The 15,053-nt window shown below is 50.2% G+C and carries 13 protein-coding genes and 1 tRNA gene; 2 read left to right on the forward strand and 12 right to left on the reverse strand.

What is annotated here, in order from left to right:
- Positions 1 to 45 precede the first annotated feature (45 nt).
- From OGX96_RS06725 to OGX96_RS06760, 8 genes are all read right to left on the reverse strand, one after another.
- Positions 46 to 906: a ketose-bisphosphate aldolase gene (locus tag OGX96_RS06725; RefSeq protein WP_003024018.1), complete on the reverse strand. Its 861-nt coding sequence runs from the start codon at positions 904 to 906 to the stop codon at positions 46 to 48.
- 80 nt (positions 907 to 986) lie between these two features.
- A complete protein-coding gene (locus OGX96_RS06730) occupies positions 987 to 1,838 on the reverse strand; it encodes a class II fructose-bisphosphate aldolase (RefSeq protein WP_286582505.1) in 852 nt (283 codons plus the stop codon).
- A gap of 11 nt (positions 1,839 to 1,849) precedes the next feature.
- A complete protein-coding gene (locus OGX96_RS06735) occupies positions 1,850 to 2,941 on the reverse strand; it encodes a PTS fructose transporter subunit IIC (RefSeq protein WP_003827232.1) in 1,092 nt (363 codons plus the stop codon).
- Positions 2,942 to 2,967: 26 nt separating this feature from the next.
- Complete coding sequence (locus OGX96_RS06740) at positions 2,968 to 3,288, reverse strand: PTS fructose transporter subunit IIB (protein WP_286582508.1); 321 nt, start codon at positions 3,286 to 3,288, stop codon at positions 2,968 to 2,970.
- Positions 3,289 to 3,307: 19 nt separating this feature from the next.
- Positions 3,308 to 3,778: a PTS sugar transporter subunit IIA gene (locus OGX96_RS06745; RefSeq protein WP_008786490.1), complete on the reverse strand. Its 471-nt coding sequence runs from the start codon at positions 3,776 to 3,778 to the stop codon at positions 3,308 to 3,310.
- Between the two features lie 26 nt (positions 3,779 to 3,804).
- Positions 3,805 to 5,358 carry a BglG family transcription antiterminator gene (locus OGX96_RS06750; protein ID WP_198803007.1) on the reverse strand — a complete coding sequence of 518 codons (1,554 nt, stop codon included), beginning with the start codon at positions 5,356 to 5,358 and terminating at the stop codon, positions 3,805 to 3,807.
- Positions 5,359 to 5,814: 456 nt separating this feature from the next.
- Entirely contained in the window at positions 5,815 to 8,133 is a 2,319-nt protein-coding gene (gene yicI, locus OGX96_RS06755) for an alpha-xylosidase (RefSeq protein WP_198802998.1), read from the reverse strand.
- Positions 8,134 to 8,143: 10 nt separating this feature from the next.
- Positions 8,144 to 9,526 carry a glycoside-pentoside-hexuronide family transporter gene (locus OGX96_RS06760; protein ID WP_071444566.1) on the reverse strand — a complete coding sequence of 461 codons (1,383 nt, stop codon included), beginning with the start codon at positions 9,524 to 9,526 and terminating at the stop codon, positions 8,144 to 8,146.
- Between the two features lie 290 nt (positions 9,527 to 9,816).
- Between OGX96_RS06760 and OGX96_RS06765 the strand changes: the two genes are divergently transcribed.
- Both OGX96_RS06765 and OGX96_RS06770 read left to right on the forward strand, forming a co-directional pair.
- Positions 9,817 to 9,911: transfer RNA gene (locus tag OGX96_RS06765), tRNA-Sec, on the forward strand.
- Positions 9,912 to 10,072: 161 nt separating this feature from the next.
- Positions 10,073 to 11,239 carry a tyrosine-type recombinase/integrase gene (locus OGX96_RS06770; protein WP_001131480.1) on the forward strand — a complete coding sequence of 389 codons (1,167 nt, stop codon included), beginning with the start codon at positions 10,073 to 10,075 and terminating at the stop codon, positions 11,237 to 11,239.
- A gap of 15 nt (positions 11,240 to 11,254) precedes the next feature.
- Here the strand turns inward: OGX96_RS06770 and drt4 are convergent, their stop codons facing one another.
- The 4 genes from drt4 to sid form a co-directional block, all read right to left on the reverse strand.
- Positions 11,255 to 12,877, reverse strand: a complete 1,623-nt coding sequence (gene drt4, locus OGX96_RS06775; RefSeq protein WP_286582513.1) for an antiviral reverse transcriptase Drt4 — start codon at positions 12,875 to 12,877, stop codon at positions 11,255 to 11,257.
- 494 nt (positions 12,878 to 13,371) lie between these two features.
- Positions 13,372 to 13,947 (reverse strand): phage polarity suppression protein, encoded by a 576-nt coding sequence (locus OGX96_RS06785; protein WP_286582515.1) that lies wholly within the window; start codon positions 13,945 to 13,947, stop codon positions 13,372 to 13,374.
- Between the two features lie 16 nt (positions 13,948 to 13,963).
- A complete protein-coding gene (locus OGX96_RS06790; protein ID WP_000984214.1) occupies positions 13,964 to 14,206 on the reverse strand; it encodes an ogr/Delta-like zinc finger family protein in 243 nt (80 codons plus the stop codon).
- Positions 14,203 to 15,006, reverse strand: coding sequence for a capsid size-determining scaffold Sid (gene sid / locus OGX96_RS06795; RefSeq protein ID WP_286582519.1), 804 nt, complete (start codon positions 15,004 to 15,006; stop codon positions 14,203 to 14,205). Before sid ends, OGX96_RS06790 begins: the two co-directional genes overlap by 4 nt.
- Between the last annotated feature and the right edge of the window lie 47 nt (positions 15,007 to 15,053).

The following is a 15,053-nucleotide window of genomic DNA, read 5'->3' on the forward strand; positions in this document are numbered from 1 at the left end:
CTTTTCCTTGTTGCGAAAGAGGCGGGTCGCCCCGCCTGCATGCCGTTAATAAAGTGATGCTTTGCCGGTTGAACCGAACAGTTTCATTTTGTGGCGGATCACGTCCCGCGCGGCGCTAATGGCTTCCGGGTAGATTACGTTCGGGTCCCACCAGGTTTCTTTCGCCAGGATTTCGCGGACTTTCTGGAAGTAGGCGTATTTCATATCGCTGGAAATGTTGATTTTGCCAACGCCCAGCGTCACGGATTCGGCAATTTCCGCATCCGGGTTCGCGGAACCACCGTGCAGCACCAGCGGAATATCCACACGTCCAGCGATATCGCGCAGGATGTTCATTTGCAGCTCTGGCTGCATCCCTTTCGGGTAGATCCCGTGCGCGGTTCCAATCGCCACCGCCAGCGTGTCTGCACCCGTTCGGGCGATAAAATCCTCTGCCTGAGCAGGATCGGTATAAGTAACTTTCGACACGCCGCCTTCCACTGACGTCCCAGTCTGGCCAATCGTTCCCAACTCCCCTTCCACCGAAACACCTACCGCATGCGCCAGTTTGACCACTTCGCGGGTCAGCGCCACGTTCTCTTCATATGGTAGCAGCGAGCCATCAATCATCACCGAGGTAAACCCACACTGAATCGCCCGCAGGACATGCTCAACCGAAGCGCCGTGGTCCAGATGCAGAGTAAAGGGAACCGGGCTGCGCAGGGTGATATCACGGACATAGCTAAAAAACGCATCGCCGACAAAATCATGTTCGCTGGGGTGAATGGAGATAATCGCCGGGGTATTGGTCGCTTCCGCTTCTTCCACTACTGCGCGTACAAAGCAGCTGTCCGCCACGTTGAATGCGCCGATGGCAAAACCGTGCTGACGGGTAGGTTGCAGTAATTCTTTCATCGAAACTAACATGTTAATTCTCCAGTTTCAGGGTGTAGAAAGCCCTGCCAGTGCGTCATCGCAGAGGCATAGAAGGCGTTACAGAAAATGAATCAGGCTTTGCCGATAGCGCCGCTGGCCTGCAGGTACGGAATAATGGCTTCCTCGCAGGCCTGTTCCATCAGGGCCAGGGCATCAACAAGTTCACCGGATGTGTCGCGACACAGGGTATGCAGTAGCGCAGCCTTTCCGGCTTCGAAAACCGCCGCACCAACGTTTATCTTGGCGACACCAAACGTCGGGCAGCGTTGTAGCTGGTCAAACGGCGTCCCGCTGCCGCCATGCAGCGCCAGCGGCACCGTTGATAACCGGGCTATTTCCTCCAGCCGCTGGAAATCAATAGCAGGTGTGATGCCCGGCGCGTACATGCCGTGTGCCGTACCCACCGACACCGCCAGCAAATCGATCCCGGTCTGTTGGATAAAGGGTTCCACGTCGGCGGCCTGGGTCATCAAATCAGCGTTAGCGGCGTGGTCATAGCACGGAGCATCGGCCAGATGGCCCAGCTCGCCTTCCACGCACAGAGAAACGCTGGCGGCAAGCTCAACCACCGCCCGGGTCTGGCGAATGTTCTCCTCCAGCGCAAAGGCGGAGGCGTCGATCATTAAGCCGCTGAATCCGGCGCGAAAAGCCTGGCGAATGCGTACAGGATCCTTTCCATGATCCAGCGCCAGCGCGACCGGTACCGAGGCTTCCTCTGCCAGCGTTTTGACCGCCGCTGCCGCTATCGGGGCCGGAAAATGCTCCAGATGCCCCTGATACAAATTCAGAATGATGGGCGCACGGTGTTTCTCCGCCACTCGCACCGCTGCGCGGGCGCTTTCCAGGTTCATACAGTTGATGGCCAGCAGCGCGTACTGCTCGCGCCAGGCTTTGGTCACCATGCTTTTCATATCGGCAAACATACGGCCTCCGGTTATTCCAGGGTGAAGGTGATTTCTTCGTCTTTCAGCTTTTGATCGCTGAGTTCGTCAAACTCTTCATCACGCTCGGTTACCGGTTTCTTCCACAGCGACAGCATGACGCCACAAATCACCGTACCGATCCCGAGCGCCAGGCAAAACAGCAGCGGATGCGTAAAGAGCGGAACCACAAACATGCCGCCGTGCGGTACCGGGCTTTCGACACCCCACACCATAATCAGGCCACCCGCAATCGCCGAGGCCACCACGCAGGAGCCCACCACGCGCAGCAGGTCGCGCGCCGCAATCGGAATAACCCCTTCGGTAATCATGCAGATCCCCATCGGGAATGCAGCCTTCAGCGCCTCACGTTCCGCACGGGTGTACTTGTGACGCGTCAGCAGGAAAGAGAGCGTAATGCCAAATGGAGGGATCATCGAACCAACAAACTTCACCGCTTCCGGACCGTACACGCCGCTGACCAGCATGCCGTCAGCAAACAGCGACATGGTTTTATTCACCGGCCCACCGAAGTCGAATGTCGCCATCGCACCGAGGATAGCGCCCATCAGAAAGCGGGATCCGCCCTGCATGGACTCCAGCAGATGAATCAACGCGTCCTGCAGCCAGGCAATCGGCTTGCCAATCAGCGTCATCATCAACAGACCGCCAATGACGGTACTCAGTACCGGCAGCACCATGATGGGCATCAACCCCTGCATCGACTGCGGCAAACGGATATAGCGCTTGAGCAGCAGGACGGTATAACCGACCAGAAATCCGCCCAGCATCCCACCGATAAAACCGGTATGAATTTCTCCGCAGACGAAGCCGACAATCAGGCCCGGCGCGAATCCCGGACGGTCAGCAATGGAGTACGCAATCGCCGCACTAATCAGCGGTACGATTAACCCCATCCCCCAGCCGCCAATCTGGTTGAGCATCCAGGGAATGGTTCCTGTTTTTTCACCGACGTTAGTGCCGCCAAGTATTTGCCCGAGAGCAATACAGATCCCGGCGGCGACAATTAACGGGATCATCCACGAAATTCCCGTTAATAAATGTTTTTTTATTTCCTGAGATAGCGGAATTTTATTTTCACTCATGTGAAACCCCTACAGAATGAGGATCGCTACTGGTTATTATTAACTAATGATTTTTCGACCTTTTCAAGAAACTGAATGGGCGATTTTATGACTATTTCAGTTTTTACTCGAACAATGCGTTTGTTTGAAAATCGCTCCTCCCCTTTTATTTTTACATCGACAGCAAGAATTATGACATCAGCCGCAGAAATATCCTCTGTCAGCAGTTCGTTTTCTGTGCCAATGGTGCCCTGGGTTTCAACCTTTATATTATGACCAAGCGCTTTGGCACCTTTAATTAACTTCTCACGGGCAATATAGGTGTGCGCAATACCCGCCGTACAGGCGGCAACACAAACAATATTCATAACATGCTCCACATTTTATTTAGCAGACATTGGATTCAGCATATTGGCTAAAAAGCTCAATAATTTTTTGTGGACTACTTTCAACTAATAGTTGTTCAATAATGTCGTCATCTGCCAACGCGCCAGCAACCTGCGAAAGCAGACGAATATGGGTGGTATTTTGATCTTCAAGACGTACGGCAAACAGAATAATGCACCGTACATTGCTGCCGTCCAGGGTTTCCCAGGGAATATCCTGGCGGGTACGCCCAATCGCCAGCGTGGTATTGACCACCGCCGAGGATTTCCCGTGCGGGATCGCAATATGGTTTTCGAAGCCGGTCGAGCCTTCTGACTCACGTTGCCAGACATCCTGAATAAACGTTTCGCGACAGCTAATTGCTCCATCTTTTTGCAGAATATCCGTCAGTTCCTCAATAGCCTCCGTTTTGCTTGTAGCCTTCATGTCCAAAATAACGCGATTTGTATTGAGTATTTTCGTGATGTCCATCAATCATACCTCATGGAGTTCAGACATTAATTTTCAACGACCAGCGACGTCGCCCGATGTAATTTTTCCGTAATAACCGTTTCTGTTACCCGCTTAATATCCGCATCATTGAAGAAGGCAGTGACATACACGACCGGCATGGCAACCGCGGGTAAATTAATCGTCGATACCACCAGTTCAATATCGTCCGTCAGTACAGAGGGCAGGCTGCCTGCCGACACTACGCCGACGATAGTCCAGTCCGGGAAGGCGCGTAGAATACGGCTTTTGAGTAAGTGAGAAGTGCCGATACCCGTTGAACAGACCAGTAGTACGCGTTTACGCGCTATCTGACGCTCCATTGCGGCCTGAAAATGCACGGTTAAATATCCCACCTCATCTTCCGACACGGCCCGCTCGCCCCAACCGCTAAACACTCGATTCACCGCACACTGGGTCAGACGCCACACGTCCTGCAACTCGCCTTTGATATCCTCCAGCAGCGGGTTACGAATGCGGATCTGGTAGTTCAGTCGGTTAATCAGCGGCTTAATGTGGATCAGCAATCCGTCATACAGCGCCGTGTCCTGGCTAAGATCGCTGTCGACCATCTCGGCGAAGGTGGCAATCAACCGATGGGTAATCAAACGCGCTTCGTCGCTGGAGTGCATATGACCAATCACGCTCACGTCATTATGCTCTTCAATCACCACACCCGAGGAGATAATGTATTGATATATAAACCAGACTTCGTCTTCCGGCAGCGGGTGGGCAATGCGTTTTTCGATATGCTGAATCATGCGACTGGCAATGGAAAATATGTTCTCATCACAGGTAGAGATGCTTTCTTCTTTTCTCGGAAGCGCATTGCCCCGCGTGATGCGGTACATCATGATCAGAATATGGGTAAAGATATTGACGTAATAAGGCTCGCCGAGCGACCAGCACAGGTCGTTCTCCATTTCCTGCAATAACGTCTGGACAAATAAAACGTCTTCTTCGCCAAAGTAATGCACTAACGCTTTATAACTGCCCGGATCCAGGCGTGAATAAACCACGTTACCAGGTTCATTATGGTTAATCACGCCGTTAATCAACGATGCCATCGCCTGGCGCACACCGCTCTCGCTGCCTTCAATGTGCGTGCCGCTCTGACTACGAATCAACGACAGGCCCAACGGGGTAATCCAGGATTCAATTACTTTCAGATCGTTCACAATCGATGCGCTACTAATGAAATAACGTTCGGATAATTTACTGATCGACGTTTCATGCGGCGTTTCGCTTAATAATTGTGAAGCTATCTTGACTCGCCGTGAATTATTCATCATGCCGTCAGCATCATCACCCTCCGATCCTAATAACTGGTCCATATATAAAAGGTCGGTAATATTATCGGCACTTAATATCACCCCAGCACCAGCACGTTTATCGATAGTTATTTTCCATTCTGATAACCATGGTTCCAGTAAGCGCAGATCGCGCTGCACAGTTTTCTCTGAAACAGATAAATACTCGGCAATTTTCAGCAGCGTGACATATTCCTTCTTAGACAGAAGAAATTTTAATAATCTGTTTTGTCGGGAGGTAATCATTTGCATTATTTACCCTTATTACATACCAGATTAAATATCTATACCCGTCATACTTCAAGCTGCATGTGCGTTGGTTTTCCTCGCTCACCCCAGTCACGTACTTATGTACGTTCAGGGGATTCGCTGCGTCGCCGCCTTCCTGCAACTCGAATTATTTAGGTTATAAAGAAGCATTGATGCTCCACGTGTAATCCGTGATGATAAATATAAGAGGACTACGATGCGCCAACAATACTAAATCGTGTCCTGTATTCCGGACAGAAATAAGACAAAAACGGGAAATAGTGAAATATTTACGGCGCAGATCACATTTTTCGTGGGATTCAGAGTGATATCGCTCGCAAATATGGGGAGATAAAAATTTAATTCAGGATGTTTTGGATTTTCAGATCTGGAATGCTGCTCGCAGCGTGGGCCGGATAAAACGCATTGCGTCGCCATCCAGCCCACGTTGAGATTTACTTACAGGGTAATCGTCAGCACATCCGCATCCGGCGTGACAACCGTTCCCCACTCACTGCCCACAGATGAGCCGCCCTTCACGCCGCTAACCTGCGTAATATTACGCAGACACAGCGTCCAGTTACGCGCTTCGCCACTTCCTTGCACGGTGATGGTATTACCCGTGCGCGTCGCTTTCAGCGTGAAGATAACCGAACCGTCTGCCGCCGGGACTTCACAAATCGCCTCCCGACCCTCCTGCAGATGGAACAGCTGGAACGCCGTCCCTTCGTGCCAGGCGTAGTCCGGCTTCTGGTTATTGCAGCCCAGCGCCAGCAGTGTATTGTCACGCACATAAACCGGCAGACTCAGGAAGTCATGCTGCTGCTTATGCCAACGGCTGCCCACCACCTCGTCGTTACGCCACAGATGCGTCCAGCGTCCTTCCGGCAGATAGAACTGCACATCACCCGCCTCGCTAAACACCGGCGCAACCATCACGCTATCGCCCAGCATGTACTGGCGGTCGAGATAATCACATGCCGGATCGTCCGGGAACTCCAGCATCATTGCGCGCATCATCGGCGTTCCGAGTTCATTGGCGCGCGCCGCTTCGCGATACAGGTACGGCATCATGCGGCATTTCTGCTCAGTGAAGTAGCGCACCACGTCGCAGGATTCATCATCGTACGCCCATGGAACACGGTAGGATTTACTACCGTGCAGGCGGCTGTGGCTGGAGAGCAACCCGAACGCACACCAGCGCTTGTAGACGTGCGCCGGGGCGGTATTCTCAAAGCCGCCAATATCGTGACTCCAGAAGCCAAAGCCGGACAGGCCGATGGACAACCCACCACGCAGGCTTTCGGCCATCGATTCATAGTTGGCGTAGCAGTCGCCGCCCCAGTGCACCGGAAACTGCTGCGCGCCGACCGAGGCCGAACGGGCGAACAGCACTGCCTCTTCTTCACCGACGGTCTCTTTCAGCACGTTCCATACCAGTTCGTTGTAGATGTACGCATAATGGTTGTGCATTTTCTGCGGATCGGCACCGTCAAACCACTGAACGTCAGTAGGAATGCGTTCACCAAAGTCAGTTTTGAAGCAATCAACGCCGATATCCACCAGACCTTTCAACTTGTTGGCATACCACTCGCAGGCTTCAGGATTGGTAAAGTCATAAATCGCCAGGCCCGGCTGCCATTTATCCCATTGCCACAGGGAGCCGTCCGGGCGCTTGAGCAGATAACCTTTCTCTTTCAGTTCATTGAACAGCGGGGATTTCTGGCCGATATAAGGATTTATCCATACGCAGACCTTCAGCCCTTTCTCTTTCAGGCGGCGGATCATACCTTCCGGGTCAGGGAAGGTCACCGGATCCCACTCAAAGTCGCACCACTGGAAGGCTTTCATCCAGAAGCAGTCGAAATGGAAGACGTGCAGCGGCAGATTGCGCTCGGCCATCCCGTCGATAAAACTGTTCACCGTCGCTTCATCGTAATTAGTGGTGAACGATGTAGTCAGCCACAAACCGAATGACCAGGCTGGCGGCAGTGCCGGACGACCGGTAAAGCGGGTATAGCGATCCAGCACCGCTTTCGGCGTAGGGCCGTCGATGACGAAATATTCCAGATACTCGCTTTCAACGCTGAACTGCACTTTTGACACTTTCTCAGAGCCAATTTCAAACGACACGCACTGCGGATGGTTTACCAGCACGCCGTAACCACGGTTGGTGAGATAAAACGGGATGTTCTTGTAAGACTGCTCGGTACTGGTGCCGCCATCGCGGTTCCATGTTTCCACCGTCTGGCCGTTACGTACCAGCGCAGTAAAGCGCTCGCCCAGACCGTACACCGTTTCGCCAACGCCCAGATCCAGGCGTTCAAACATATAGTTTTTCCCGCTGTTGGTGTCCTGCACGTAGCCGTTATTTTTCAGCTGGCTGCCGGTAATTCGTTCGCCGTTACGCAGGAAATCCAGCGACCAGAACTCACCTTTAGTGACCCGCACGCTCAAATTTCCGCTTTTCAGTTCGGCAAATTCAGCGGTGTTTTGTATCTCTACGTTGACGTCCCGCAGCACGTTCAGCGGATAGTGCGGACCGTTATCCAACGCACCCTGGAAGTGTTCCATACGCACCCCAACCACGCCTTCCTGCGGCGAGAAAAAGCGCAGGGTGAAGAGTGGAGTATCCAGTTGCCAGGTACGTTCACGCACATCGCGCGGCGCAACGTAGACAATCATCTCGTTACCCTGTTGCTCGACCTCGAATACCTGAATCGGGTGAGTTAAATTCAGGCCAGGCTGCGTCAGCCAGTTTCCGTCGCTAATTTTCATCGTTGGTTCCTTAGTTCTGTAATTCTTTCGTCGAAAAATCCTGCTGATTGCGGTGCGCACCCTGAGCCAGCTGACTCATGATTTCCGTCAGATACGGCGTTTTCAGGGTATAGAAGCGTTTGGCAATCACGGCACTCAACAGGTAACAAATAGCCGGGACAATCGTGAACAATGCGATAATGATGCTAATGGTGGCGCTGTTCTGGGTTTTCGCTGCGGCATCGTAACCGCCGCCCGCCAGCATCCAGCCGATCATCGCCCCGCCGAGCGCCAGACCCAGCTTGAGCACGAACAGCGTGCCCGCGAAGCTGATCCCCGTCAGACGTTTTCCGTTACACCACTCGCCGTAATCAACGGTGTCGGACATCATCACCCACTGGATTGGCGTCACGAGCTGATGCAGTACGCCAATCACGAAGATGAAGGCGAACATGGTGAGGTTGGCGTGCATCGGCACGAAGAACATTGCCAGACTGACGACCGCCAGCAGGGCGTTCGTCCACCAGAAGACGCTGACTTTGCATTTCCAGTCAGTCAGCGGTTTTGCCAGCGCAGAGCCGATAAGATTGCCGACGCAATAGGTGGTGAGGAAGGCGACAAACACTTCCGGGGTACCCAGAATCCAGGTGACGTAATACATCATCGCCCCGCCGCGTACGCAGACGGCCAGGATGTTGAGGATGGTCAGCAGGCCGACGATGCGCCATTGGTCGTTCTGCCAAATGTCGCGCAGGTCTTCACGCATTGAGTTGCTGCTCGGCGGCGCTTCCACACGTTCTTTGGTGGTGAAGAAGCAAAACGCCAGCATCAGGAACGCCACAACCGAGAGCACGGCAATCCCGCCCTGGAAGCCCAACGCTTTATCTTCGCCGCCAATCATATTCACCAGCGGCATCATCAGCACGGTGGAGAGCATGCCGCCCGCCGTCGCCAGCACAAAGCGCCATGACTGCAGGGAGATACGCTGCGTTGGGTCATTGGTTATCACACCGCCCAGCGCGCAGTAGGGAATATTCACCACGGTATAAAGCAGGGTCAGCAGCGTGTAAGTGATTGCGGCATAAATCATTTTGCCGTGCAGGCTGAGATCCGGCGTGCTGTAGGCGAGCACACAGACCAGACCAAATGGCAGAGCGCCAAACAGCACCCACGGGCGGAATTTCCCCCAGCGCGAACGGGTGCGGTCGGCGAGCAGTCCCATGCAAGGGTCTGAGATAGCATCCAGCGCGCGAGCCAGTAAGAACATCGTGCCGACAAAACCGGCCGGGATACCAAAAATATCGGTATAGAAGAACATCATATATAACATAACGTTATCAAAGATGATGTGGCTGGCGGCATCGCCCATGCCGTAGCCAATCTTCTCTTTAACGGACAAAATCTCACTTTTCATTACGCATCCTTGTTAGCACTTTCACACGCACTGATACCGGTTACAGTTCTTGTAAACCATCCCTGTGAGCGCGGGTATTCCGATATCTCGTTATCAAATTACGATTCTTGTTTTCTGTGATCAGAGTAGCGTCAAAAAATGTGTCTAAGTGTAAGTAATGGATTTTGCGGGGATTTATTTGAAACTGGTCATGGTATGGAGAAACGGAAGTTAAAAAAGTGAGTGAGGGGGTGTGGAAACGTTTGGAAGTAGCTATAATGCGCCCCGCCTCCATGTAGCAATCGAGGCGCGGAAGATCGTCATCTCCGGTGAGGTGGCTGGACTTCAAATCCAGTTGGGGCCGCCAGCGGTCCCGGGCAGGTTCGACTCCTGTGATCTTCCGCCAAAATTCCTCCGCAGCCGTCCAAGAAAGTCTAAAAATCCTTTATTTTCATTATAGATAGTGAATAACTCATCCGTAACCGTCCGACAAGATCTCCCTGAATCCGTGAAAAATATGTATAGTGATGTGTATAGATTTTTTATACACATTTTTGACTTATACACATGCCACTAACAGACATACAAATTAAACGAGCAAAGCCCCAAGACAAGCCCTACACATTGAACGATGGACAAGGCCTGTCATTACTCATCAATCCAGACGGCTCAAAGGGCTGGCGCTTCCGCTTTCGCTTTGCCGGTAAAGCACGGCTAATGTCATTTGGCAGTTACGACCTTGTGAGCCTCGCAGAAGCACGTGAGAAACGCGATACAGCTCGTAAGCAGGTAGCAAACGGCATAGACCCAGTAGAAGAACGTAAAGCCCAAAAGCTGGCGCAGCAAATCTCAACAGAGAACTCATTCGAAGCCATATGTCGAGAATGGCACACCAATAAAGCTGACCGCTGGACAGTAGCCTATCGCGAAGAAATCATTAAGACATTTGAACAAGATGTGTTCCCGTTCATTGGTAAACGCCCTATCAGTGAAATCAAACCATTAGAACTGCTTGAAGTATTGCGACGAATAGAGAAGCGTGGAGCACTAGAGAAGACCAGAAAAGTGCGCCAAAGATGCGGCGAGGTCTATCGCTATGCAATCATAACTGGCCGCGCTGAATACAATCCTGCACCTGATTTAGCCATCGCTCTGGCCGTTCCTAAGCAAAAACATCATCCATTTCTATCTGCCGAAGAATTGCCTCATTTTATTCGGGATCTCGAAGCGTATACCGGTAGCATCATCACCAAAAATGCTACGAAGATAGTCATGCTGACTGGTGTAAGAACGCAGGAGATGCGCTTTGCTACGTGGGAAGAAGTAGACCTCGAAAAAGGTATATGGGAGATACCAGCAGAACGTATGAAAATGCGTAGGCCTCACATTGTTCCTTTATCTACTCAGGTAGTTGACCTTTTTAAACAGCTTAAACCTATTACCGGCCAATACCCTTACATCTTTATTGGCAGGAACAACCGCAGCAAGCCGATCTCGAAAGAAAGCGTATCGCAAGTGATTGAGTTACTTGGTTACAAAGGACGTGCTACAGGCCACGGATTTAGACATACTATGTCTACGATATTGCATGAGCATGGTTTTAATAGTGCTTTAATTGAAATGCAGTTAGCTCATGTTGATAAAAATAGTATACGCGGAACTTACAATCATGCTTTATACATTGAGAGAAGGAGAGAAATGCTTCAATGGTATGCAAGTAAATTAGGCCTCTGAAATGAGGCCTAAAAGCTACGCTATCGCCATATAATCATTAAAGCTTACAATCTCATCTCCGTCTTCTAGAAATGGGTTATTGACGACATGACAATATGACTCAGCTTTAGTTTTGTAATTTTCATCTGGCATAAAGTCAACGCCATAACCTTTCATAATATCAAAGCATTTGTCATTATAAGGGCTTGGGGCTTTATCTTTAAAGAACCGCTGATAAAAAAGGAGCCAATATCTGTCAATGTCATATTCATAATCTAGTTTGATGATATCGCTAACAAAATTATTAATTTTTTCTTCATATATATCTGAGCTATCTAGCAAGCATAAGCTCAAGCAGTCGCCGAAACATATAATCTTTTCTATAACATCATCATCAATATCAATGTTATTCTTGATGCAAAAATAAAGAGTCCAAGCCATGCCGTCAGAACATTTATTCTCTGCACACATACTCAAAATTTCATTGAATTTATTTTTATATTCATCACCATCATCTAAATAGACATGTTCGATAAGTACGCCTAGATATGGGATGAGCATTGGATAATGCCATGATAAGTTTAGAAGGTAGTCATACACCTGAGTGATTGTATACTCATCTAAATTATTTATAACCAAGGAAATAGCATATTTTAGTATGCTTCCACCACCAACCTGAGTGTTCAATTGTACAGCGTAATCTAGGAAATTAATTACTTCAGAAGAACTTAGCTTGTTTAAAGCCTGATCTGTAAAACGTTTTTTTGTTGGTGAATTTACATTAAGCAAAGAAACCCAGTTATCATTCAAAGTTCCTGGGAGATTAGTTATTTTAGTTTTATGTAAGTTCAGTGATAACTTATACTTAGACAGCTCCATACCGAGTAAATGTAAAAACTCCTTAGCATCATCGTGTGTTTTGCAATAGCATGTGTAATCATCTATATAACGTCTAAATAAAAATCCATCATCCCTAAGACGCTTATCCACAGCACTTAAAATAATCTCACAAACAATGCTTGAGGTTGCAGGACCAATAGGAACACCATGTGTTTCATTTCTTTTAGCTTGTCGCTGAAAGTAGTCAAGTTTGTCGCTCCAATGTTTATCCTGGTTTTTTACTTTAGTATTTAAGGCTATTTTTGCATTATTAACCCCTATAACTGCCCACGGGATAGAGTGTGAGTAGATATTTGTAAAGCAGCCTGATATATCTGCGTTAACTTTAAATCGCCGTCCAAAACCATCATTTAGCTCTCTTATGGTTTTAGTTTCTGCGTCCTCATAATTCATGATTATGATGCGACCGTCAGCATGCATGTCTGGTTTGATCATGCTGTTTTCATTTTCTTTTATAAACCGTATTTCCTCCCAGTTATCATGTATATGCTTGGCTAGCTTTGAGTACGCTTTTGGATGGATGATTGACAGCGTTCTTGGGAAGTTATTATATCTGGTGGCGTAATATTCCACGCAATCATAACCTTGTAGACTCCTGCGCCCTGATGTATCAGATGAAATTAGCTCTGCTATTTCCGGTGTGAATGTTCTGGAAGAAAAGCACGGAGGTATTTCACTTATTGAACCTTTTTGGTTAGGGAAATAATTATGCCTCAGTAAGGCTTCATACAAATGCCGTTTTTCATCAAAAATAACCATAAACCCTCGGAGTTAGTTAAAAAGTGATAAATTTAAAGGGCTATTAAATCACCATTTTTAACGAAGCCCAATAAATAAAAATCATACACGCCTCACATATCCCACTTTTCCCCTTTTGCTGGTTTATGAGTTTGACCTTACCCGGTTTCACGAAGGGCTCATATTTATTGTTCGGTATTGAGTTACTTTGCTCCGATGCTAAGTGGTTTTATCTGAATCCGGGAAAGCTCTACATCGGTAGTGACCTACTCCTGTAGATGGGTGTGAGTATCAAAAAATGCTGGCAGTATATCAATACGCTTTGGCGCGCAATGCTCTCCCCGCCACGCCTGCCCGCTTCCCGGGGCGCTTTTAATGCAGGTGCATGAAGTGGCTCAGGCCGCGCCAGTACTGGTGCGGCGGGGTGTGGAAAATTCAGGTTTTTGCATGCAAAGCCATGCAGCGTAGGCATGCATGGCTATTTTTATTAAAAAGACGGGTATTTTCGGGGCGTTTTATGCGGATTTTTTGCGGGTCTGCGCGGCCTGTCGGCGCATGAAAATCTGACTCTGTTCAGGCGTATATTTTGCCCGGTTGTCGTCTCTCGATGCTCTGTCAGGCCGGAAACCGATGGTTGTCAGAATGTCGCGTTCTTCCTCTGCGTAATCAATATTTCCTCCGCGGGTTACATGAACGGACAGCGCTTCGCGAACACTGGCGGCCGCCCGGTCGAGAGCCCGTTCTCTGACGATGTCAGGTTGTTCGCAGAGATACATTAATTCCGGTGCCAGTGCGGCGGCCAGCGCATCGCCGCTTACCTGCATAAAGGCGTGGAGCTGACGCCGGATACTGATACGCTGCACGGCCTCATGTGACCGGATGTACTGCCCGGCCGACTTATTTACCGCCCATTTTTTCAGGTCAATATCATCCCGCAGCGCCTGTGCTGCCTCCGGCTGATAACGGGTGCAGGTCAGCTCCAGCTCTTTCAGCGCCATTTCAGCCCGCGCCAGTGCTGACTTGCTGCTCATCCAGTCCGATTTATTCTTCTGACAGGTTTCAAAGGCCTGTTCCAGTAGTGCTCGTGCCATTGTCTTTTCTCCTGAATCAGTGGCGCAGCGATGAGCGGGCGCAGTCCAGAATTCGGGGCGGTGTTTCTGGTACTGTCTGTGGTGGTTCGGGCTTTTCTTCTGCCGGTGGCCGTATCACCTCGTCGATAGACTCGGTGGTGCGAAAGGTTGCGGAGCAAAAGACATTCACGCACTGGAGGTAGCTCTGTTTGACGTTATCCGACAGGTAACGGCTGGTACGGACATGGGCAGCCTGTTTGCAGTACGGACAGCGCATCATGGCTTAACCCCCCGCGATTTTTTCTTCTGTGCCAGCTCTTTAGCCCGCGCCATTCTGAGAACAGGGCTTTTAAAGAGCTTCATGTCCACGCCGGTGAGTGCCGGACGGTGAAGCCCAATTTTTGAAATTACCGGCTCATGCTCCATGTTGAATGTGTAGTACCTGCTTTGCGCCAGCACATTCTCACCCAGCTCCTGAATGAGAACGTTGTGAGGGTGTTCTTCTCCCTTAATCTCGAGTTCACGCAGACGTAACGCGAAAGCGCGTATCAGCGCCGGGGGAATCGCCTTCATCACCGCCGCCCACTCATTCCGGGCATGGACAGAAAGCGCCTCTGAATGGGCGCTGATGTATTCTTTTCCTGATGTACAGGCGTCCAGCATGGTACTGGCTTTATCATCGTTGAGTTCATCAATCAGGGCGGTGAATTCCTCCGCCAGCTCCCGACCGGCCACTCGCTGACTGTGTTCGGCTTTCAGTTCCGGGGTCATCATGCCGCGCAGTTCGCGAAAACGGGTACGCCAGTTCTGTTCGGCTTCGGCACTTTCATTCAGGGCGTTCTGACGCTCTTTCTCGCTGCGGGTAATAGCCGCATCAATATCATTCAGTTTCAGCATGTTTTCCGTGTGCACGGATTTGGCCTTGCTGAATGCCTCAAGCGCATTATTTATCGTGGCCTCTGCGTTCTGGTTTGCTTTCTCGTTAAGGGTATCCAGTGCGCTGTCAATGGCCGTGCGGATGTTCTCATCCTGCGTGCTGCCGATGGTTTTCATTACTGCGGTAAACAAATCTGGTTTCATCGTCGGGTTCTCTCTGTGTTTTCAACCTGACGCCATTCTGCCGTCCC

Origin of the sequence: Citrobacter sp. Cpo100 (genome assembly GCF_030332595.1) — a bacterium.
Classification (GTDB): domain Bacteria; phylum Pseudomonadota; class Gammaproteobacteria; order Enterobacterales; family Enterobacteriaceae; genus Citrobacter; species Citrobacter portucalensis.